This is a genomic window from Nocardia sp. bgisy134 (assembly GCF_965341865.1).
Lineage (GTDB): Bacteria > Actinomycetota > Actinomycetes > Mycobacteriales > Mycobacteriaceae > Nocardia.
This window is the reverse complement of record NZ_CBDQZP010000001.1, coordinates 876,622-896,671: the sequence shown is the minus strand read 5'-3', so window position 1 is coordinate 896,671 and position 20,050 is coordinate 876,622. Positions and strand designations below refer to the sequence as shown.

20 protein-coding genes and 1 riboswitch are annotated in these 20,050 nt (G+C 70.5%); of the genes, 13 read left to right on the top strand and 7 right to left on the bottom strand.

Annotated elements, in window-relative coordinates:
* Positions 1-55: 55 nt before the first annotated feature.
* The 5 genes from ACRWNM_RS04010 to ACRWNM_RS03990 form a co-directional block, all read right to left on the bottom strand.
* On the bottom strand, positions 56-988 hold the full coding sequence (locus ACRWNM_RS04010; RefSeq protein ID WP_431963528.1) for a hypothetical protein: 933 nt from the start codon (positions 986-988) through the stop codon (positions 56-58).
* Positions 989-1,139: 151 nt separating this feature from the next.
* Complete coding sequence (gene rsmH / locus ACRWNM_RS04005; RefSeq protein ID WP_431963526.1) at positions 1,140-2,114, bottom strand: 16S rRNA (cytosine(1402)-N(4))-methyltransferase RsmH; 975 nt, start codon at positions 2,112-2,114, stop codon at positions 1,140-1,142.
* 234 nt (positions 2,115-2,348) lie between these two features.
* The gene (gene mraZ / locus ACRWNM_RS04000) at positions 2,349-2,780 is read right to left on the bottom strand and encodes a division/cell wall cluster transcriptional repressor MraZ (RefSeq protein WP_067785767.1); all 432 of its coding nucleotides are present in this window, start codon (positions 2,778-2,780) and stop codon (positions 2,349-2,351) included.
* A gap of 407 nt (positions 2,781-3,187) precedes the next feature.
* Positions 3,188-3,613, bottom strand: a complete 426-nt coding sequence (locus ACRWNM_RS03995) for a DUF3040 domain-containing protein (protein WP_431963523.1) — start codon at positions 3,611-3,613, stop codon at positions 3,188-3,190.
* Positions 3,614-3,739: 126 nt separating this feature from the next.
* Positions 3,740-4,177, bottom strand: coding sequence for an SAV_6107 family HEPN domain-containing protein (locus ACRWNM_RS03990; RefSeq protein WP_431963521.1), 438 nt, complete (start codon positions 4,175-4,177; stop codon positions 3,740-3,742).
* A 139-nt stretch (positions 4,178-4,316) separates the two neighbouring features.
* Here ACRWNM_RS03990 and ACRWNM_RS03985 point away from each other — a divergent pair, with 139 nt between their 5' ends.
* From ACRWNM_RS03985 to ACRWNM_RS03975, 3 genes are read left to right on the top strand one after another with little or no spacing between them, the layout of a single operon-like run.
* Positions 4,317-4,934 carry a GNAT family N-acetyltransferase gene (locus ACRWNM_RS03985; RefSeq protein ID WP_431963519.1) on the top strand — a complete coding sequence of 206 codons (618 nt, stop codon included), beginning with the start codon at positions 4,317-4,319 and terminating at the stop codon, positions 4,932-4,934.
* Between the two features lie 58 nt (positions 4,935-4,992).
* Positions 4,993-6,561 (top strand): phytoene desaturase family protein, encoded by a 1,569-nt coding sequence (locus ACRWNM_RS03980; protein ID WP_431963517.1) that lies wholly within the window; start codon positions 4,993-4,995, stop codon positions 6,559-6,561.
* An 11-nt stretch (positions 6,562-6,572) separates the two neighbouring features.
* On the top strand, positions 6,573-7,427 hold the full coding sequence (locus ACRWNM_RS03975) for a carotenoid biosynthesis protein (protein WP_431963515.1): 855 nt from the start codon (positions 6,573-6,575) through the stop codon (positions 7,425-7,427).
* Between the two features lie 65 nt (positions 7,428-7,492).
* On the opposite strand, the gene ACRWNM_RS03970 is transcribed toward ACRWNM_RS03975, so the two are convergent.
* Complete coding sequence (locus ACRWNM_RS03970) at positions 7,493-8,086, bottom strand: TetR/AcrR family transcriptional regulator (protein ID WP_431963513.1); 594 nt, start codon at positions 8,084-8,086, stop codon at positions 7,493-7,495.
* Between the two features lie 248 nt (positions 8,087-8,334).
* Between ACRWNM_RS03970 and ACRWNM_RS03965 the strand changes: the two genes are divergently transcribed.
* Both ACRWNM_RS03965 and ACRWNM_RS03960 read left to right on the top strand, forming a co-directional pair.
* On the top strand, positions 8,335-9,084 hold the full coding sequence (locus ACRWNM_RS03965; RefSeq protein WP_431963612.1) for an LppM family (lipo)protein: 750 nt from the start codon (positions 8,335-8,337) through the stop codon (positions 9,082-9,084).
* Positions 9,045-10,211 (top strand): glycosyltransferase, encoded by a 1,167-nt coding sequence (locus tag ACRWNM_RS03960; protein WP_431963610.1) that lies wholly within the window; start codon positions 9,045-9,047, stop codon positions 10,209-10,211. Before ACRWNM_RS03965 ends, ACRWNM_RS03960 begins: the two co-directional genes overlap by 40 nt.
* A gap of 65 nt (positions 10,212-10,276) precedes the next feature.
* Here the strand turns inward: ACRWNM_RS03960 and ACRWNM_RS03955 are convergent, their stop codons facing one another.
* The gene (locus tag ACRWNM_RS03955; protein WP_431963511.1) at positions 10,277-11,014 is read right to left on the bottom strand and encodes a hypothetical protein; all 738 of its coding nucleotides are present in this window, start codon (positions 11,012-11,014) and stop codon (positions 10,277-10,279) included.
* A 335-nt stretch (positions 11,015-11,349) separates the two neighbouring features.
* A riboswitch (SAM riboswitch) is annotated at positions 11,350-11,443 on the top strand.
* A 408-nt stretch (positions 11,444-11,851) separates the two neighbouring features.
* Here ACRWNM_RS03955 and ACRWNM_RS03950 point away from each other — a divergent pair.
* The 8 genes from ACRWNM_RS03950 (at position 11,852) to ACRWNM_RS03915 (ending at position 19,792) form a co-directional block, all read left to right on the top strand.
* Complete coding sequence (locus ACRWNM_RS03950) at positions 11,852-12,856, top strand: amino acid ABC transporter permease (RefSeq protein WP_431963608.1); 1,005 nt, start codon at positions 11,852-11,854, stop codon at positions 12,854-12,856.
* On the top strand, positions 12,853-13,626 hold the full coding sequence (locus ACRWNM_RS03945) for an amino acid ABC transporter ATP-binding protein (RefSeq protein ID WP_431963509.1): 774 nt from the start codon (positions 12,853-12,855) through the stop codon (positions 13,624-13,626). The genes ACRWNM_RS03950 and ACRWNM_RS03945 overlap by 4 nt, the downstream gene beginning before the upstream one ends.
* Before the next feature lie 83 nt (positions 13,627-13,709).
* Entirely contained in the window at positions 13,710-14,669 is a 960-nt protein-coding gene (locus tag ACRWNM_RS03940) for an ABC transporter substrate-binding protein (protein WP_431963507.1), read from the top strand.
* Positions 14,670-14,673: 4 nt separating this feature from the next.
* A complete protein-coding gene (locus ACRWNM_RS03935) occupies positions 14,674-15,192 on the top strand; it encodes a GNAT family N-acetyltransferase (protein WP_431963505.1) in 519 nt (172 codons plus the stop codon).
* Entirely contained in the window at positions 15,189-16,268 is a 1,080-nt protein-coding gene (locus ACRWNM_RS03930; protein WP_431963502.1) for an LLM class flavin-dependent oxidoreductase, read from the top strand. Before ACRWNM_RS03935 ends, ACRWNM_RS03930 begins: the two co-directional genes overlap by 4 nt.
* Positions 16,265-17,884 carry an ABC transporter substrate-binding protein gene (locus ACRWNM_RS03925; protein ID WP_431963500.1) on the top strand — a complete coding sequence of 540 codons (1,620 nt, stop codon included), beginning with the start codon at positions 16,265-16,267 and terminating at the stop codon, positions 17,882-17,884. The genes ACRWNM_RS03930 and ACRWNM_RS03925 overlap by 4 nt, the downstream gene beginning before the upstream one ends.
* Before the next feature lies 1 nt (position 17,885).
* Positions 17,886-18,887: an ABC transporter permease gene (locus ACRWNM_RS03920; RefSeq protein WP_431963498.1), complete on the top strand. Its 1,002-nt coding sequence runs from the start codon at positions 17,886-17,888 to the stop codon at positions 18,885-18,887.
* A gap of 26 nt (positions 18,888-18,913) precedes the next feature.
* Entirely contained in the window at positions 18,914-19,792 is an 879-nt protein-coding gene (locus tag ACRWNM_RS03915; RefSeq protein ID WP_431963496.1) for an ABC transporter permease, read from the top strand.
* The last annotated feature ends 258 nt before the right edge of the window (positions 19,793-20,050 follow it).

Here is a 20,050-nt window from a genome sequence, read left to right as displayed (position 1 = left end):
GCGGTCCCTGATGCCACCGGCCCGCACCGCCTGCGCGGCGCGGGCCTGGTCTGGGTCATCGGATGCCTCCCTGCTGATCGCGCGGCTCGGGTGGCGGCGGCGCCACCTGCTCCCCGGGTGGCGCGGTCTGCTGGTCGGCGGGAATTTGCGCCACCGGCTGCGGTGCGGCAGGGTTCTGTGCTGCTTCGGGTCCCGGTGCCTGCCCAGCCGGTCCTTGCGCTTGTGCCGCGGAATCAGTTGCCTCCACCGGATTCTGGGCGGCGGGTCGCGGCGTCTCGGCGTGCGACGGGACCGGGGAAGGCGGCGCGGCGGGCATCGGGCTCGCCTGCGTGCTGTTGGCCTGCGTTCCATTGGACTGAGCGCCATTTGCCGGAGCGCCATTGGCCTGCTCGGCGGCAGACCTGCCCGCAGGCGGCGTGATCGAGACCGGCACGACGTGCTCGCCCTGCGCCTGCGCGTGCCCTGGCCGCGTGGTCGAGGGCTTGGGCGGCACGTTCAACGGCGGCGCAGGCGCGCCCCGCGCGGGAGCCTCCGTGCCGATCACCGTCACCGTGCCGTCCGGCTCGATCACCAGCCGGGCCGGGTCCTTCGCCGGGATCATGCCCAGTTCGCGGGCGCGCGCCGCGAGTTCGGGCGCCGAATCGGCGGCCTCGACCTCGCGCTGCAGCCCGGCGCGCTCCTCGGAGAGCTTCCTGTTGAGCTCCCTGGCGTCGCTGAGCTGGTAACTGTCCTCGGCCGCCCGGGTGGTGAGCAGCAGGGTGAGCGCGAGACCGCAGCCGAGCATCGCGATGATCGCCGCGACGAACGGGATCCGCGCGGCCATCACCGACCTGCGAGTCGGCAACAGCGCGGTGTCGGTCCGCTGTTCGGCGCGCGTCTTGCGCTTCGCGTAAGCGCGCTGCGCCGCACCGGATTTCACCCGGTCGGCGGCTTGCACCCGACGAGCGACCCGACCTGGCGACTCGACCGTACGCGTTCGGATACTCATGGTGTCGTCGCCTCCTCTGTTCCGCAAGAACACCCCCACCCCGTCGACGTCGTGCGATCCGCGACGATCGGGCCGCGCGCGGCGGCTCCGGTCGTGGACCGACGTCCGATGAGCACGACGGCAGCCGAGCTGCTGCTCGATGTCGTCACACTCATCCCTTCTCCTGAATCCGTTCGGCCGCCCGCATGCGCACCGGCGCGGCCCGCGGGTTCTCTTCCACTTCCCGCTCGGTCGCCTTCTCGGCGCCGCGGGTGAGCATCCGGAATTCCGGTCCCATGCCCGGCAGTTCGACCGGTAGGTCCACCGGGGTGCGAGAGGCGATCCGCGGCGCCAGCTCCTGCTTGACGACCCGGTCCTCCAGCGACTGGTAGGACATGATCACGATCCGGCCGCCCAGCCGCAGCGCGTCGAACGCGGCGGGCAGCGCGGCGCGCAGCGAGTCGAGCTCGCCGTTGACCTCCACCCGCAGCGCCTGGAAGGTGCGCTTGGCGGGATGCCCGCCGGTCCGCCTGGTGGCGGCCGGGATGGTGGCGTAGAGCAGTTCGACGAGCTCGGCGCTCGTGGTGAACGGCCGCTGCTGACGACGGCGCACCACCTCCGAGGCGATCTTGCCCGCGAAGCGCTCCTCCCCGTAGGTCTTCAGCACCCTGGCGAGCTCGCCGTGGCTGTAGGTGTTGAGCACGTCGGCGGCGGTGATCCCGGTCGTCGGATCCATCCGCATGTCCAGCGGGGCGTCGACGGAGTAGGCGAAGCCGCGCTCGGCCTCGTCCAGCTGCATCGACGAAACGCCGAGATCCATCAGGATGCCGCTCACCGAACCCACCGGATCCAGCCCCGCCTGTGTCAGCGCGTCGGCGATGCCGTCATAGGTGGTGTGCACCAACGTGATTCGGTCGGCGAAGGGACGCAGCCGCTCTCCGGCCAAGCGGAGCGCGTTCGTGTCCCTGTCGAGCCCGACCAGTCGCAGCTCCGGATAGGTGCGCAGGAAATGCTCGGCGTGGCCGCCGAGACCGAGAGTGGCGTCGACGTAGACGGCGCCCGGCTCGGTGAGCGCCGGGCCGAGCAGTTCGTCGGCGCGGCCGAGCAGAACCGGAACATGCCGGGGGCCGTGCTGTTCACGGTTCACCCTCGACCTCCCGGATTCTCGCGTCGTCGCTTGCACCGGACGGGCGATCGCCTCGGTGGCCGAACGTTCGACCATCGCACACGGGTCGCCTTGTTCCACAGTGCTTTTGGTAAAAGAAGCTGCTGTCGAAGACGAATGCCCCGTGGTCTCTGACCGAACTACGGCACCTGGCGTCGGGGAAGTACGCCAGGGTCCGCGTCCGGGCAGAGGCCGCGTGGCACTCGTCCGCTCGGGCTAGAAGATTCCGCCCAGCGACTCGTCTCTCGCTTGCGCGTAATCCTCCTCGTGCTCGGCGAGGTAGGACTCCCACGCCTGCTTGTCCCATATCTCGAGGAAGTCGACCGAGCCGATCACCACGCAATCCCGGTCCAGGTTCGCGTAGCGCCGATGATCGGCCGACAACGTGATGCGGCCCTGTGCGTCCGGACGCTGTTCATCGGTTCCGGCCGCGAGTGCCCTGACGAATGCGCGGGCCTGCGGATTGCTGCGAGACGCGGCCGCGGCTCGCCGAGCGAGCGCGGTGAACTCTTCCTTGGGGTACACGGCAAGGCTGTGGTCCTGACCCTTCGTGACCATCAACCCTCCCGCCAGATCGTCTCGAAACTTCGCAGGCAACGTGAGTCGCCCTTTGTCATCCAGCCGAGGTGTGTAGGTACCGAGAAACAACTCGATACCTCCCTACCGGATCACCTCTCTGGATGGCCTCTCCTGTAGTGCGCGCTCCACATTACCCCACTTTCCCCCACTTTCAATCGAAAGTGGAGGTGATCTCGCTCCCCGCCGAGACGATTTCGCAGGTCATCCCAGCTATCACCGGGTGGGGAACTTTTTGCGTGTTCTGCCGACACGCGGGCATCGGCGCGTCGAGGCCCGAAAACATCCAGCAAACCGCCCTGGTAGCCAAGGCCCTCGAGGTGGAAGGGGGTGGTTCTGGGGGAAGGTGGGGAACGCCGTGGGGAGACGTGGGGACCGACCCATCGGGGTGAAAGCCCCGGAAACGCGAGCAGGCGACGCAGCACCAGTACGTGGTGCGGCGTCGCCTGCCGTGATGAAGATTTCGGGTTACAGCCGAGCTACTCCTGCTCGAACCGTCTCCGGAAGCGATCCTCCATGCGTTCGGAGAAACCACCGGACTTGCGCTGACGCCCAGGTCCGCTCGATCCGCCACCGCCCGGCCCGCTGGTGGACGCCTCGCCGGAACGCGCGCCACGGGCGGCGCTCTTGGAGGTGCCGATCAGCAGAAGCACGCCGGCGCCGAACATGACGATGAATCCGATCAGGCTGATGATCGGAAAGCCACCGGGCTTCACCGGAGCGGCGATACCGGCGACCAGTAGAAACAGACCGAGGACGAACAAGGCCGCGGCCTGGAGTCTGCGACGACTCGAGGTCGAGCGAAGGCGTCCGCCGCGGACGGACGAGGCGAACTTCGGATCCTCAGCATAGAGCGCGCTCTCGATCTGTTCGAGCATGCGCTGCTCGTGCTCGGAGAGTGGCACGGTACCTCCCCCGGCACTAGGACGTGGCTTGTCGCCTCCGGGTAGGCGACAGATAGCCGACCTTGGCGGCTATCTGTCACCAATGATACGAGTTCGATCAGGGCCGTACCACCTTCTCGGTGATAACTAAGCGGTCATGCCTCCGCTCCATCCCGGCGCGGGCCGCAACCGCGCGGCCGAATTGACCAGATCTTCCACGTCGTGCAGGAATGCTCCCACCCGCGAAGAGAACTCGTCGGCCTGCTGCTCGTCGACTTCGCGGTCCAATCCGGCCTCCAGCGCGGCGCGCAATTCGGAGCGGGCGCTGAAGTAGTCGGCCCACATGACGAACTCGGGCGCGGCGCGCTGCAGCAGCACCCAGGCGTTGCGCGAGCGGGCGCGCGGCGCCGCGTCGGCGCCGGTGAACGCGAGCACCGCGCCCGCGCCGCGCAGCGCCGCCAGATACGCGGTGCGAAAGCGCTCCCTCGGGTCGGTCTCCCCCGCCGCCTGCAGCAGCAGTCCGTCGGCCTTCTTCAGCAGTTTCCCCGCCTTGCCGGGCTGCCCCGGCTGCTCGATCCGACTCATCGGCACGTCCCTCCGCACTCGTACACCCACCGGTCCCGTGCACCGCGCGGACCGAACAGGTATTCGAACGTTTGAATTGAGCTTGAATATAAAGACGCCCACCGACAACTTTCCGCGTCCGCGCGGTCCGACGAGAGCCATGACAGCCGTCAAGCCACACCACTCCCCCGCACCCGCACCCGTCGTCGTCGACCTCTCGGTCGCGGACCTGCGCTACCGGCTGCACGACGCGCTAGCGGTCTATGTCGCCGCGATGGACTATCCGCGCGGCACCGAGAATCACCGCGCTCCGATGTGGACCGAGCACACCACCCGTGCGGGCTGGCAGGCGGTCGCGGCGCTGCTGCCCGACGAGGACGGCCGCGTCGACCTGCGCACCTCGCCCATCGTCGCCATCGCCTACGGCTATCACGGCGCGCCGCACCAGTGGTGGCACCAACAGGTGCACAGCGGGATGCGCCGCTCCGGCTGGCCGGAACACTCTACGCGCGAACTGCTTTCGGACTACTTCGAGCTGACCGAGCTGCACGTGCACCCGAGCGCGCAAGGTCGGGGCATCGGCGCGATCCTGCTGCGCAGGCTGCTCCAGAACCGGACGGAGAGCGCGGTGCTGCTCTCCACACCCGAGGTGGCGGGTGAGGGGAACCGCGCGTGGCGGCTCTATCGCCGCGAGGGATTCGCCGACGTCATCCGGCATTTCGTGTTCGCGGGCGACAACCGGCCGTTCGCGATCCTCGGCAGGCGGCTGCCGCTGTGAGCGGACACGACCTCGGCGCGGCGAGCGCGACGCATGCGGACGGCGGCGGAGCGCGACCGTGCACGTCGTAGTCGTCGGTTCCGGGCACAATGCGCTGGTGGCGGCCTGCTACCTGGCGCGCGACGGACACCGGGTCGAGGTGCTGGAACGGGACGAGGTGCTCGGCGGCGCGGTGTCGACGGTCGAGCGGTTCCCCGGACACCTGGTGGACCGAGGCTCCTCGGCGCACATCATGATCCGGCACACGGGGATCGTCGAAGAGCTCGAGCTGGAGCGTTTCGGACTCCGTTATATCGATTGCGATCCCTGGGGCTTCACCCCCGCCGATGCCGAAGGCCGCGCGCCGCTCGTGTTCCATCGCGATCTCGACGCGACCTGCGCGTCCATCGCCGAGGCGTGCGGTACGGCCGACGCCGAGGCGTACCGGCGGTTCGTGGCGGTGTGGGGTCCGCGCAGCGCACGGGTGATGCGCGCGTTCGGCGGCGCGCCGGGGCCCGGGCATCTGCTGCGCTCGTTCTGGGGATTGGATGCCGCGGACGGCGGCAGCGCGCTGTCCAGGGAGTTCCTCCAGTCCGGGGACGCATTGCTCGACGCCTGGTTTCGCGACGAACGGCTCAAAGCGTCGCTGGCCTGGTTCGGCGCGCAGTCCGGTCCGCCGATGTCGGAACCGGGAACGGCCCCGATGGTCGGCTTCGCGGCGCTGATGCACACGCTGCCGCCGGGGCGGGCGGTCGGCGGCAGCGGCGCGTTGAGCGCGGCGCTGGTCGCGCGGCTGCGCGCCGACGGCGGGACGGTGACCGCCGGTGACGCGGTCACCTCGATCGCGCGCGCCGGCGAGGGCTGGCTGGTGCGCACCGCGTCCGGGCGCGGTCTGCGCGCCGACTCGGTGATCGCGGGCGCGCACGTGCTCACCACGCTCGACCTGCTGCGCGCGGGCGGCTTCGACGGCGCCGCACTGGACGACTGGCAGCGGCGCATCCGAGTCGGGCCCGGCATCGGCATGGTGGTGCGGGTCGCGACGAGCGCGTTGCCCGGCTACCACGGGGCCTCGGCGAAGGAATCCGCGCGCGGCCTGCAATTCCTGGTCTCCGACCGCGCCCAGCTGCGGCGCGCGCACGGCGCCGCGCTGGCAGGCGACCTGCCGCCGCGGCCGGTGGTACTGGCGATGAGTTTCAGCGCGCTCGATCCGAGCATCGCCCCGCCCGGCGAGCACCAGCTGTCGCTGTGGGCGCAGTGGCATCCCTATCGGCTGGCCGACGGCAGCGACTGGGCGGAGCACGCCGAGCGCGAGGGCGACCGGATCATCGCCGAAGTCGAGTCCTACGCACCGGGTTTCGCGTCCAGTGTGCGTCAGCGGTTCGTGCAGACGCCGGTCGACCTGGAGCGGGAGATGGGGCTGCGCGGCGGCAATGTCATGCACGTCGAGATGTCGCTGGACCAGATGATGCTGTGGCGGCCGCTGCCCGAGCTCTCGGGTCAGCGGGTGCCCGGTGCGCCCGGCCTGTATCTGACGGGCGCGTCCACCCATCCCGGCGGCGGCGTCTCCGGCGCGAGCGGGCGCACCGCGGCACGGCTCGCCCTCCGCGACGCCAGGCGCAGGCGATTCCCCTTCCCGCGCAGACGATGACGGCCTCCGGGATGCGGACGCGGGAACACCGGACGCGCGCGCGGCGGGCGTGGTCGCGGGTGCGGTCGGTGCGCCACCCCGCGCCGGTGCTGCTCGCGGTCTTGCTCGTGCTCGCCCAGATCGGTTATCCGCTCACCGACGGCGCGGCGCGGGACCGGATCACCGTGGTGATCGTGCTGCTCTCCGCGGGCACGGCGCTCGCGCACGCCGCCGCCACCCGCGGCACCCGTTACGCGATGGGCTTTCTGGTGATCGTCTCCGGCGTCGGCCTGCTCGCGGAGATGCTCGGCGTGGCGACCGGTATCCCGTTCGGCTGCTACGAGTACGCCGAGGACCGGATCGGGCCCGCCCTCGCGGGCGTGCCCCTGCTGGTGCCGTTGGCCTGGACCGGCGGGATGTATCCGGTGTGGATCGTGGCGGGCATCGTGACCAGGCGGACCTCGGTGCGGGTCGCACTGACCACGATCGGCGCCGTGGGCTGGGACCTGTACCTCGATCCGCAGATGGTCGCCGACGGCCAATGGACCTGGTGCGACACCGATTCCGGGCTGCCAGGCCTGGCCGACATCCCGCTCACCAACTACCTCGGCTGGTGCTGCGTCGGCCTGCTGATGGCGCTGCTGCTCGCGGTCTGGGATCGCGCCGCTCCTGCGCCGACCCGGGCGCGTTCCGCCGCCTCCCTGGCCGTTCCCGTCGCGGTGTTCCTCTGGACCTGGCTCGGTTCCCTCGTCGCCCACGCGGTCTTCCTCGATCTGCCGTCCTCGGCCTGGTACGGCGCCCTCGGGATGAGTCCCCTGGGGGTGCCGCTGCTGATCCACCTGGCCCGGCATCGGTCCCGGCACGAGCAATTAGGCCCGCACGAGTAACAACCTGCACGAGCAATGAGCCGGCGCCGTTCGGGATTCGTGGGCGCGGCGACGGCCGGAGCAGGTCAGGCGAGCGCGGCGAGCAGGCGGCGGGTGCGCGCGGTCATCGCCTCCGCGGTCTCGCCAGGGTTCCGCAACCACCAGCCGACCAGCGCCGTCACGGTTCCCATCCACACGGCCGCGAACGCGGACAGATCGTCGGAATCGGTGATCCCGCGACCGGCCAGGAAGGCGGCGACCCCGCGATTGGCCTGCTCGGCGATGCGGCGCCGGGCGGCGCGGGCCGCGTCGGAGGCGGGCCCCTCGTCCGGGTGCGATCGGTCGAAGACGACGTGCCAATCGTGCGGGCGCGGCTCGAGCGCACCGAAGATGCCCGCCAGCGTGCGTTCGGCCAGCTCCAGCGTGGCGGGGCCGTCGATCGCGGCATCGATCGCGTCGCCGAGCGTCGTCGCCGCCCGTCGCACGCACGCCACGTACAGGCCGTCCTTCGTCTCGAAGTAGGCGTACACCAGCGGCTTGGAGACTCCCGCCTTGGCGGCCACCACCGCGGGCGACAGACCCGCATAGCCGACCCGGCTGATCTCGGCGGCCGCGACGTCGAGGATCTGCGCCTCACGCTCTGCGCGTGGCACTCCCTTGGTTCCAGCGGATCCCGCCACGACCGTTCCCACCTTCCCCGAGCGCTGTCGGCGCCCACTCGCAGAGCAAAATTTACCAAACAGTCAATTGTTCGAGCTCGGCTCGGCGGCGAGCGGCCGGATACGGAGCGAGCACGTATTACAGGGCGGGGCGCGCTGCGGCGCCGCGCCGGAAGGTGCGGCGTGCCGTCGTGTCGCGGCTGCCGCGTGGCGATTCGGGCGTTCGGCCTGGCACGATGTGAGCCGTGCAACCGAGTCCCGCCATCCCGATGCCCGATGTCCCGGATCGACCGACGCGGCGCGCGCCACGCACCCGGGTGCGGGTAGCCGCGGCCGTGCTGCTCGCGGCGCTGTTGGCTCCGGCGCTGGCCGGGTGCCTGCGGGTGCAGGCATCGATGGGCGTGTCGTCCAACGATCGGGTGTCCGGGCGGATCGTGGCCGCCGTGGTGCCCGCGGGGCCCGACGACAAGGGACCGCAGCTCAAAGCGCCCGAGACGCTGGCGGCGAAGATCCGCGTCGAGCCTTACAGCCAGGACGGGTACGTGGGCAGCAAGGTCTTCTTCGAGGACCTCTCCTTCGGCGAGGTGCAGCAGCTCGGCATGCTGTCCGAGCAGACGCAGGGCATGTTCCAGCTGCAATTCCAGCGCAGCGGCGACCTGGTCAGCCTGAACGGGCGCGTCGACCTGAAATCCGTTCCGCCGCACGGCTCCGACGTGCAGTTCACCGTCGCCTTCCCGGCCAGGGTGGCCAAGACCAACGGCAACCGCGAAGGCGATTCCACCGTCTCGTGGAAGCTGCCGCCGGGCGATGTGTCCACGGTGCGCGCCGAGGTGAGCTATGCCGACCCGAACACCCGCTCCTTCGCGGGCTGGGCGGGCATCGTCGGCGGCATCACCCTCGCGGTCGCGGCGATCGTCGCCGCCATGGCGTACATGGACCGCAACCCGGCCGCGCCCGAGGTGCCCGAGCACCAGTTCTCCTGGCGGCGTTGGTGGCAGTCGGTCAAGCAGTTGCGCTGAGCGGACGGGTGGGTGCGGCCGTCGCGCTCGCGGGATGCGGAATCGCGGCGGTCAATCGGTTCTCGATGCCGCGCCTGGACGCGGAAGCCGCAGCGGCCGAACCGGTCACCGTCTGCGTGCCCGCTCGTGACGAGGCGCAGCGGCTGCCCGCGCTGATCGCCGACCTGCGCGCCCAGACCGGGGTGCCGGACCTGCGGGTGCTGATCCTCGACGACGGCTCCACCGACGACACGGCGGCCGTCGCCAGCGCAGCGATCGCGGGCGATCCCCGATTCGAGGTGATCCGCTCGGAATCCGATCCGCCGCCGGGCTGGACCGGCAAGGCCGCGGCGTGCGCCCGCCTCGCCGAACTCGCCGACGCGCCGATCCTGGTCTTCCTCGACGCCGATGTGCGGCTGGCCCCGCGAGCCGTCGCGGCGGCGGCGCGCGCGGTCCGCGATCGGCGCGCGGCCTTGATCTCCCCGTGGCCCGCCCAGCGGGCCGAGACCGTCGCCGAGGCGCTCGTGCAGCCGCTGCTCTGCTGGTCCTGGGCGTCGACGCTGCCGATCGTGCTGGGCAACCGCGGCCACCGCCCCTCGACGGCCGTCGCCTGCGGCCAGTTCCTCGCCTTCGACACCGACGCCTACCGCGCCGTCGGCGGTCACGCCGCGGTAGCGGGCAGCCCCACCGAGGATCTCGACATCGCCCGCGCCCTGCGCCGCGCGGGTCGCACCACCCATCTCGTCGCCGCGGGACCGCTCGCGCGCACCCGCATGTATCGCGGCGCGGACGAGGTCGAGGCGGGCTACACACGCTGGCTCTGGTCCGCCTACGGCGGTTCCGGCTCGGCCGCCGCGGCCGTGGGAACGGTACTGGCCCTTGGCTATTGGTTTCCCCCGCTGGCCGCACTTCTCGGCAGCGGAGCGACGCGCCGGGCCGGAGCGCTCGGCTACGCCGCCGCCGTCACCGGCCGCCTGCTGGCCCGCTCGCTCGAATCCGGTGGCCCCCTCCGTCTTTCCGACGTATGCGCGGCGGCGGCGCACCCCTTCTCCATCGCCGCGTACCAGCGCCTCGTCCTGCGATCGCATCGCGCCCGACGCCGGGGCGCGCTGCGCTGGAAGGGCCGCGCGCTGGTCGACGCGGGCTGAACACACGACACCGGCCCGGTCCGAGGACCGAGCCGGTGTCCGGTGAACAGGTGTGCCGCCAGGCTTTACGGCACCGAGGTGATGCCGACCGTCGGCAGGAAGAAGCAGGTGCGATCGCCGTTGTCGACGCTGCCGAAGACCGCGGCGAGGACGGTGCCCTTGCCGGTGTCGACGGGGACCGCGCGGATACCGCCGACGGGAAGGGCGGCGAAGAAGAAGTCCTGGATGGCGCGTTCGGTCTGCGCGCGCAGCTCGACGGGGACCGCGGCGGGGACCATGGTGCGGAAGATGTCGGCGAGCGGGCCCATCTGGGTGATGCCGCTGCGTCCGTTGCTCACGTTCAGCCAGGCCACCTGCATGCCCGCGGTGTTGCGGCTCTCCGCGCCGAGGCCGTAGGGCACGAAGGTGAACATGGTCTGACCGGACTTCACCGCCGTGAGATCCAGGCCGGGAATGGAGACGGTGGTCTTGGGCCAGGGGCCCGGCATCGCACCGGCAACGGCGGGCACCATACCGAAAGTGCTGCCGTTGCCGCAGAAGGCGGCGGCGGTCGGATACAGGAACGGCTCCATGCCGAAGCCGCGCAGCGCCTCGACGGTGGACTGATAGGCGCCGAGCAGATCGCCGGGCGCGGCTGCCTGCTGTTTGCCGGGCAGTTCGGCCGAGGCCGCAGGGGCGGCGGGCGCGGGGGCGGGCGCCGCCACGGCGGGGGCGCAAACGCCGAAGGCCAGCGCGACCGAGCCGGTCGCGGCGGCGGTGAGAGTGGTGAAGCGGCGCAACAAAGTCACAGCGGTGCTCCTCATCGTCGGCACGGTGAGGACACCGTACTCCGGCAAACTCGCTCAGCAGCCGTTTCACGAATTGGCAAGCTTTCGGCGCGTCGGCTTGCGTTGGGGTGTTGGCTTGCGCTGGGGTGTCGGCTTGCGCTGGAGCGTTGGCTTGCGCTGGAGGCGTCGCGACGACAAGCGCTTCGCGGTATCCGGTGCGGGAACCGCCGACCGCGCAAATGATCACACTCCGCGATGCGCGGCGAAAGGGCTGTGCTCACCCTGATTTCTAACCTTGTCCGGCTCCGGCCCTGATCCGCATGATGATTCGGCTCGACCCCTGCTGCACCCGGAGCGGACCGGGGTCCGCAACACCATCCAGAGCGACTGAGAGACCTGGCTCGCCGACGTCGCAGCAACCCCCCGGCCACCGGGTGCGGGTGCTTCCGCCAGGAACGATGGAGGACCGAATGATCTGCCCCCGCAGTGGCGCCCGCCGGACGCGACACCCCGACACGACCTGCCGTCCCACCCCAGCCAGCTGTTCGCGCTGACGCGCCAGACCTTGCACCCGTCGCTGGCCGGGTGACGACCCGACCAGCGCCAGGCGCGGTCGTCTGAGATCTTCCGAAGGGCCCGAACATGAGTGCGTCTCTCGCACCCGACGCCGCCGCGGCGTCCGACGCCGAACCACCCGGCTCCACACCCGGCCACACCACCGCACAGCGCAGCGTCACGGCACAGCCAGACGTCATCGCACAGCGCGACGCGACCGCACAGCCAAACGTCACCGCACAGCGCGACGCCACCGCGAAACTCGACGCCACACAACTCGACGACGCAGAGCTCACCGACGCACAGCTCGCCGACGCGGTGGCCGACGCCGCCACGGCGACACCCGACACCGCGGCGTCGACCGGTGACCGCGTCGCGCAACTCAGCGCCGATTCCGACCGCGCACAGACCGCTCCCACAGTCGCGCGCACCCGCCATCCGTGGCGCTGGGTGGTCAGCGCGGTCGCTCTGGTCCTGCTCGTCCAGTTCGTGCACGGCTTGGTCACCAACCCCGGCTGGGACTGGCCGACGTTCGCGAAATACTTCACCGCGCAGTCGGTTCTGACCGCACTGCGGGTGACCCTGGAACTGACCCTGTGGGGCACCGCGCTCGGCTTCCTGATCGGCACCCTGCTCGCGGTGGCGCGGCTGTCGAACAATCCGGTGCTGCAGGTGATCGCGTGGGTCTACATCTGGGCATTCCGCTCGATCCCGATGATCGTGCAGCTGCTGTTCTGGTTCAACATCGCCTACCTGTATCAGACTCTCTCGCTGGGCATCCCGTTCGGACCGTCGTTCCTCACCTTCGAAGTCAACGGCGTGATCAGCGGATTCACCGCCGCCGTGATCGGTCTCGCGCTGCACCAGGCCGCGTACTCGGCCGAGATCATCCGCGCCGGGCTCATCTCGGTCGATCCCGGCCAGCTGGAAGCGGCGGCGGCGCTGGGCATTCCGCGCCTGCGACAGTTCCGCACCATCGTGGCGCCGCAGGCGATGCGCTCGATCGTGCCGAACGCGACCAACGAGGTGATCAGCCTGTTCAAGGGCACCTCGATCGTCTCGGTGATGGCGATCGCGGAGCTGTTCTACCAGGTCCAGGTGATCTACGGCCGCAACGGCCGGGTGGTGCCGCTGCTCATGGTCGCCACGGTCTGGTACATCGTGCTGACCACGATTCTCATGGTGGCGCAGTACTACATCGAGCGCCACTACGCCAAGGGCGCGCAGCGCACCCTGCCGCCGACGCCATGGCGGAAGCTGCGTCAGCGAGTCCGCGAGATCGCCGAGTCCGGTTCCGCCGCGCCGCGGGGAGCGACCCGATGACCGCGCTGGAGACGCCCGCCGTGCAGGTCAACGGCGTGCGGAAGTCGTTCGGGTGCACCGAGATCCTGCACGGCATCGACCTGACGGTGCGCGCGGGCGAGGTGGTGGCCGTAATCGGGCCGTCCGGATCGGGCAAGTCGACCCTGCTGCGGGTGCTAAACCACCTGGAGCCGGTCGACGCGGGCACCGTGCACATCGACGGCGAGCTGATCGGTTACCGCCTGCGGCGCAACGTCTTGCATCCGCTCTCGGACCGCGACGTCCGCAAGCAGCGTTCCCGCATCGGTTTCGTCTTCCAGCAGTTCAACCTCTTTCCGCATCTCACGGTGCTGGAGAACGTCACCCTCGCGCCGCTCACCGCCCAGCGCAGGGACCGCGCCGAGGTCGAGCGCGAGGCGAAGGCGCTGCTGGAGCGGGTCGGCATCGACGAACTGGCCGACGCCTATCCGCGCAGGCTGTCCGGCGGGCAGCAGCAGCGGGTGGCGATCGCCAGGGCGCTGGCCGTGCGGCCCAGGGTGATCCTGTTCGACGAGCCGACCTCGGCGCTGGACCCCGAGCTGGTCGGCGAGGTGCTCGACGTGATCCGCGATCTGGCCGACGACGGCACCGCGCTGGTGATCGTCTCGCACGAGATCGGTTTCGCCCGTGAGGTCGCCGACACGGTCGTGTTCCTCGACGCGGGCGTGATCGTCGAACAGGGCCCGCCCGGCGAGGTCCTGGACAACCCCCGGCATCCGCGCACCCGCGCTTTTCTTTCCCGAGTCCGTTGAGCGTCTTCGCGCTCGGTCCGGCCGGCGCTCCCGCGCCGGGTCCGCCGAGCGCCCCGACGCTCCCAGTCACGAACAGGTTCCCGATGAAGCTCTCCGCCCTGGTCGGCGCACTCGCCGCGGCCGCACTGCTGGTCACCGCGTGCGGCACCGACCCCGACGAAGACCTGCAGGTCTCCTCCGACGGCACGGTCGCGTTCGACCTGTCGCCCGAGCAGTCCGGGCGCATCCGCGCGGACAAGGTCGGCGCCATCGCCGCCGAGGTCCCGCAGGCCATCCGCGACCGCGGCACCCTCGTGGTGACCGGCGCGTCCGGCACCGCGCCGCCGCTGCGCTTCTACGCCACCGACGACAGGACGGTGGCCGGCTCCGAGGTCGACTTCGCCTCGCTGGTCGCCGACATCCTCGGATTGAAACTGGTGGCCGGCGTGGCCGACTGGTCGCAGAACTTCGTGCGCGTCGATTCGGGCGAGGTGGACGCGTTCATCTCGAACGTGACCGTCACCGAGGAGCGTAAGGAGAAGTACGACTTCGCCACCTACCGCCACGACAACGTCGCGCTGGAAGTGCCCGCGAAAAGCGATCTGCGATACCAGGACCGCAAGAGCCTGGCGGGCAAGCGAATCGGCGTCGGCACCGGAACCAACCAGGAACAGCTGCTGGTGAAGTGGAACGAGCAGAACCGCGCCGAGGGACTGCCCGCGATCGAGATCGCCTACTACGACAAGACCAGCGATTACTACCTGGCGCTCGCCTCGCAGCGGCTCGACGGCTATCTCGGCCCGAATCCGACGGCGATCTACCACGTGAGCACGGCGAACCAGACCAAGATCGTGGCGACCTTCTCCGGCGCGGGCGAGGCGCTGCAGGGCGAGATCGGGGTGCTGACCAAGAAGAACAACGGGCTGATCGGCGCGGTGCAGAAGGCGCTGCGGCACGCCATCGAGTCCGGGCTCTATCAGCGGGTCATCGACCGCTGGGGACTCCAGACCGAGGCCGTCACCGAATCGCGGATCAATCCGCCCGGCCTGCCGAAGCAGCGGTGATCCGATGCCGTACGGAATATCGACGATCCGCAGGGCGCACTGGATCGCCCAGGACGACCCGCTGGCCGCGCCGCTGCTCGCCGAGCTGGCGCTCGAGTACAGCAGCCGCTACGGCCGCACCCCGGGTGAGGTGCACTCCGATCTGCGCGGGTATCCGGCCGCGCACTTCGCGCCGCCCGAGGGCGGGCTGCTCGTGGTGACCCAGGACGGAGAACCGGTGGCGGGCGGCGCTTTCCAGCAGCTGGACGCGACCACCGCTGAGCTCAAACGGATCTGGACCGCCCGCGAGCACCGCAGGCAGGGTCTCGGCCGGTTCGTGCTGGAGCGGTTGGAGACCGAGATCGCCGACCGCGGTTACCGGCGTATCCACCTGACCACCGGACCGCGCCAGCCGGAGGCGGTCGGCCTGTACCTGGCGGCCGGGTACACCGCGCTCTACGATCCCGCGCTGCCCGCGGAAGAGGTCGGGCCGCACTCGTTCGAGAAGTTCCTCGACCTCGGCGCATGGGAGGCGACGGCATGAAGTTCCTGTTGTTCACGCTGGTGACGCGGGTGCCGGATCCGCGGACGGGCGTGGTGCCGGAGACCAGGGAGCGCTTGCGGTCCGTGGTCGAGCAGGCCAGGCTCGCCGAGGATCTCGGGTACGACGGTTTCGCCGTCGGCGAGCGTCACGAGGATCCGTTCCTGTCCGCGGCGCCGCCGGTGCTCCTGTCCCACATCGCGGCCGTGACCTCGCGCATCACGCTGTTCACCGCGGTGACGACGCTGAGCCTGCTGGATCCGGTGCGCGCCTTCGAGGACTACTCGACGCTGGACAACCTGGCGGCCGGACGCCTCGAACTGATCATCGGCAAGGGCAACGGCGCGGCGCAGGCACAGTTGTTCCACGTCACCACCGACGATCAGTGGGAGCGCAATCGCGAAGGCTACGAGCTGTTTCGGCAGCTGTGGACCAGCGACAGCGTCACCTGGTCGGGACAATTCCGTCCGCCGCTGGAGCGCGCCAAGGCGCTGCCGCGCCCGCTGCAGCCCCGCATCCGGATCTGGCACGGCAGCGCGACCAGCCGCGATTCGGTGGAACTCGCCGCGCGCCACGGTGACCCGCTGTTCTCGGCCAATGTCACCAACCCCATCGAGCCCTACGCCGAACTGGTCCGCCACTACCGCGAGCGGTGGGAGCACTACGGACACGACCCGGCCGACGCCTTGGTCGGGGCGGGCACCGCGGGCTTCCACGTGGCGCGCACCTCGCAGGAGGCGCTGACCACCTACCGTCCGATCTTCGAGGCACGGCTGGCGCTGAGCCGAAAGCTCGGTCTACCCATCGTGTTCGAGACCCTCGATGATTTCGTCGACCGCAGCTCCGCACTGATCGGCAGCCCGGAACAGGTCATCGACAAGGTCGGCCGCCAATACGAGCGATTCGGTCACGAGGTGATCCACCTGTCCGCCGAGCGCGACGGGCGCACCGTGGCCGAGCACCGCGACAGCCTCGAACTCTTCCAATCCGAGGTGGCGCCAGAGCTGCGCCGCCGAATTCCCAGCAGGCCGTTGGCCGCCGACACCGCAAGTAGCGAACTCATTGGAGTGACACCGTGATCCGAACCCGCCATCGAATTTTCGCGCTGGTCGGCGCGCTCGCCGCGACGAGCGCCCTGGCCGCCTGCGGCAGCGATTCGAGCGCGCCGGGGGGCGACGCGGGTCCGCCGCGCCCGGGCGGCACCCTGCGCTACGGGCTGTCCCAGGCGCCGACCTGCTCGGATCCGGCGCAGGCAGGCACCAACCAGACCATCTACGTCGCGCGGCAGATCGTCGATTCGCTCACCGACCAGGATCCGCAGACCGGTGAGCTGAAGCCCTGGCTGGCGCGCAGCTGGGAGATCAGCCCGGACGCGAAGGTGTTCACCTTCCACCTCGCCGACGGCGTCACCTTCAGCGACGGCACCCCGCTCACCGCGGAATCGGTGCGCAACACCTTCGATTCGGTGCTGCGGCTGGGCGGGGCGAAGGCGCCGCTCGGCGCCAGCTACCTCACCAACTACGTGAGCACCACCGCCGCGGACCGGCTCACCGCGCGCGTGGAGTTCAGCCAGCCCAATGCCCAGTTCCTCCAGGCTTCGTCGACTGTGCAGCTCGGTATTCTCGCCGACGCGACGACGGCCAAGTCGGCCGAGCAGCGCTGCCTGGGCGACAACATCGGCAGCGGGCCGTTCACCTACGCGGGCTGGCGCCAGGATCAGTCGGCGACGCTGGCCAAGCGCGCCGGATACGGCTGGGGCTCCGCGGTGTTCACGCACCAGGGCGAGGCCTACCTGGACCGCATCGAATTCACGGTGGTACCGGAATCCGGCGTGCGCACCGGCAGTCTCGTCTCCGGTCAGCTCGACGCGATCAGCGACGCGCTGCCGCAGGACGTGCCGCAGCTGGAGGCCGCGGGCGCGCGTCTGCTCAGCACGGCCAATCCCGGTGTGCCGTTCGGCCTCCAGCCCAACGTGACCCGCGGTCCGCTGCGTGACCCCGCGGTGCGCCAGGCGCTGCTGCCCGCCATCGACCGCAAGCAACTGGTCGACACTGTGCTCGGCCCGCAGTTCAAGCCGGCCAGCGGCCCGCTGGCCAGCGCCACGCCGGGCTACCAGGACTTCTCGGCGCGGGTGAGCTACGACCCTGCCACAGCGAAGAGCATCCTGGACCAGGCGGGCTGGACGCCGGGCGGCGACGGCATCCGCGCGAAGAACGGTGAGCGACTGTCGTTCTCGGTGCTGTTCAGCCAGGCGTTCGCGGGCAACCAGGCCATCCTCGAGCTGGTGCAGCAGCAGCTGCGGCAGGTCGGCGTGGAACTGAAGCTGGACCTGGTGTCCGGACCGGAGAACACCGCGCGGCAGAACGCCAAGGATTTCGACGCCACCTACTACAACTCCACCCGTGCCGACGGCGACATCCTGCGCACGGCGTTCAGTGTGGACGGCCGCAACTTCAATGCTCGCGAACGCATTCCCGCACTGGACGACGCCCTCCGCAACCAGCTCAGCACGGCCGACCCCGCCGCGCGCACCGCGCTCATCCGCACCGCGCAGGAGCAGGTGCTCGAGGCGGGGCTGTGGATCCCGACCATCGAGCTCTCCCAGGCGATCGGCGCCGCCGGGCACACCAGGGACCTGAAGTTCGAGGCCTCGGCCCGGCTGCAGTTCTTCGACACCTGGCTGAGCGGACACTGAGATGGCCCGCTATCTGGCGCTGCGCGTCCTGCAGGCGATCTGGGTGCTCTGGGCGGCGTTCAGCATCTCGTTCGTGGTGCTCTACCTGCTGCCCGCCGACCCGGTCTCCATCGCGGCCGACGGCGGCGGCGCGGGAACGCCGATCGACAAGGCCGCGATCGCGGAGCTGCAGGCCCGCTACGGGCTGGATCGTCCGCTGTGGGACCAGTATTGGACCGCGCTCGGCAATGCGGTCCGCGGCGATCTCGGACTCTCCATCGCAACCGGGCAGCCGGTGACCGAGGCGATCGGTGACGCCGTGCCCTCGACCCTCGGATTGGCCTCGCTCGCCCTGCTCTTCGCCACCGTGGGCGGGGTGGCGGTGGCCTTCGCCGCGACTTACACGCGCAGGCCCTGGCTGCGCAACCTGCTCGCCGCGGTGCCACCGCTCGGCGTCTCGGTGCCGACGTTCTGGACGGGACTGCTGCTGCTCCAGCTGTTCTCGTTCCGATGGCACCTGGCGCCCGCGTTCGGCGGACAGGGACTGCGTGGCACGGTGCTTCCCGCGCTGACCCTGGCCATCCCGATCGGCGCGGTGATCGCGCAGGTGCTCGCTGCCGGGCTGGAGTCCACATGGCGGCAGCCGTTCACCGAAGTCGCGCTGGCCAAAGGCGCTTCGCGCTGGTGGGTGCAGCGCAGGCATGTGGCCCGGCTGGCCAGCGTGCCCGCGTTCACCATCGCGGGGGTGCTGGTGGGCAACCTGCTGGCCGGTTCGGTCGTCGTGGAGACGGTGTTCGCGCGCACCGGCGTCGGCAGGCTCACGCAGATCTCGGTGCTGGCCCAGGACATTCCGGTGGTCCAGGGCATCGTGCTGCTGACCTCGCTGGTGTTCGTGGCCGTGAATCTGGCTGTGGACCTGCTGTATCCGCTTCTCGATCCGCGGATCGCGGTGCGCGGCGGTCGTTCCGGCGGCGACGCGACGGAGGCCGAGGACATCGCGGAGGAGGTGCTCGTCCGTGTGTGACGAAAACGCCGCGGATCGAGAGAGGAATGCCCGTGGTTGACGTGGTCGACAAGACCCGCCGGATCGCGCTGCCCGGCTTGGGCCGACCGGCGCCGAGCCTGCGGGCGCTCCCGCGCAACGCCGGGCTGATCCTCTCGGCGGCGGTGACGCTGCTGGCGCTCGGGTGGGCGCTGGCGCCGTCGCTGTTCGCCGGCGGTGACCCGCTCACCGGCGTACCCGCCGAGAAGTTCCAGCCGCCGAGCGCCCAGCACTGGTTCGGCACGGACAACCTCGGGCGCGATCTGTACACGCGGATGGTGCACGGCGCCGGGCTCTCGCTCACCGCCACGCTGTCCGCCGTCGCACTGGCCTTGGTGGCCGGGGCGCTGCTCGGGCTGCTGGCTGGAGCAATCGGCGGTGTCGTCGACGCGATCGCGATGCGCGTAGTGGACGTGCTGCTCTCCATTCCGGCGCTGCTGCTGTCGCTGGCGCTGGTCACCGCGCTCGGGTTCGGAACCCGCAATGTCGCCATCGCCGTCGGTGTTTCGCTGATCGCCAACTTCGCGCGGGTGATGCGCTCGGAGGTGCTTCGGCTGCGGCGTGCGGTCTACGTCGAGGCGGCGCACGCTTCCGGGGTGCGCTGGTACACGGTGCTCGCCCGGCACGTCCTGCCCAACTCCTACCAACCCGTGCTCGCGCTGGCCGCGGTCGAGTTCGGCATGGCGGTGCTCTCGGTCTCGGCGCTCAGCTTCCTCGGCTACGGCACCAAACCGCCCACCCCCGAATGGGGCTCGCTCATCTCCGAGGGCCGCAACTACCTCGCCACCGCTTGGTGGCTCACCACCCTCCCCGGGCTGGTGATCATCGCCGTCGTGCTGGCCGCACAGCGCCTCGGCCGCGCCGCAGGAAGGACCGATCAGCCGTGAGCAACCCGACCACCGCCCACGCCGACCGGCAGCCCGCCGAAGACAGCGCCGCCGCGCCACCCGACGCATCGCGCTCGGAACCCCGCTCCGCGCAGCCAGGCGACGCCGAAACCCGATCGCAGGGCGAGGGGTCACCGCCTGGCGGCAGCGAGATCTCGGATGCGAGTCGCGCTACGCGAGTCGCCCGACACGAGCCGACCGAACGACCGGCGGACGGCTCGACCCCGTCGAGCACCGAGAAGGACACCGCGCGTCCGG

What these genes read in the sequence shown, in the direction of transcription:
- ACRWNM_RS04010 (WP_431963528.1), bottom strand. Translation starts at nt 988, where the DNA reads ATGAGTATCCGAACGCGTACGGTCGAGTCGCCAGGTCGGGTCGCTCGT.
- ACRWNM_RS03990 (WP_431963521.1), bottom strand. Translation starts at nt 4,177, where the DNA reads ATGAGTCGGATCGAGCAGCCGGGGCAGCCCGGCAAGGCGGGGAAACTG.
- ACRWNM_RS03985 (WP_431963519.1), top strand. Translation starts at nt 4,317, where the DNA reads ATGACAGCCGTCAAGCCACACCACTCCCCCGCACCCGCACCCGTCGTC.
- ACRWNM_RS03975 (WP_431963515.1), top strand. Translation starts at nt 6,573, where the DNA reads ATGCGGACGCGGGAACACCGGACGCGCGCGCGGCGGGCGTGGTCGCGG.
- ACRWNM_RS03965 (WP_431963612.1), top strand. Translation starts at nt 8,335, where the DNA reads ATGCCCGATGTCCCGGATCGACCGACGCGGCGCGCGCCACGCACCCGG.
- ACRWNM_RS03955 (WP_431963511.1), bottom strand. Translation starts at nt 11,014, where the DNA reads ATGAGGAGCACCGCTGTGACTTTGTTGCGCCGCTTCACCACTCTCACC.
- ACRWNM_RS03945 (WP_431963509.1), top strand. Translation starts at nt 12,853, where the DNA reads ATGACCGCGCTGGAGACGCCCGCCGTGCAGGTCAACGGCGTGCGGAAG.
- ACRWNM_RS03940 (WP_431963507.1), top strand. Translation starts at nt 13,710, where the DNA reads ATGAAGCTCTCCGCCCTGGTCGGCGCACTCGCCGCGGCCGCACTGCTG.
- ACRWNM_RS03935 (WP_431963505.1), top strand. Translation starts at nt 14,674, where the DNA reads ATGCCGTACGGAATATCGACGATCCGCAGGGCGCACTGGATCGCCCAG.
- ACRWNM_RS03930 (WP_431963502.1), top strand. Translation starts at nt 15,189, where the DNA reads ATGAAGTTCCTGTTGTTCACGCTGGTGACGCGGGTGCCGGATCCGCGG.
- ACRWNM_RS03920 (WP_431963498.1), top strand. Translation starts at nt 17,886, where the DNA reads ATGGCCCGCTATCTGGCGCTGCGCGTCCTGCAGGCGATCTGGGTGCTC.
- ACRWNM_RS03915 (WP_431963496.1), top strand. Translation starts at nt 18,914, where the DNA reads ATGCCCGTGGTTGACGTGGTCGACAAGACCCGCCGGATCGCGCTGCCC.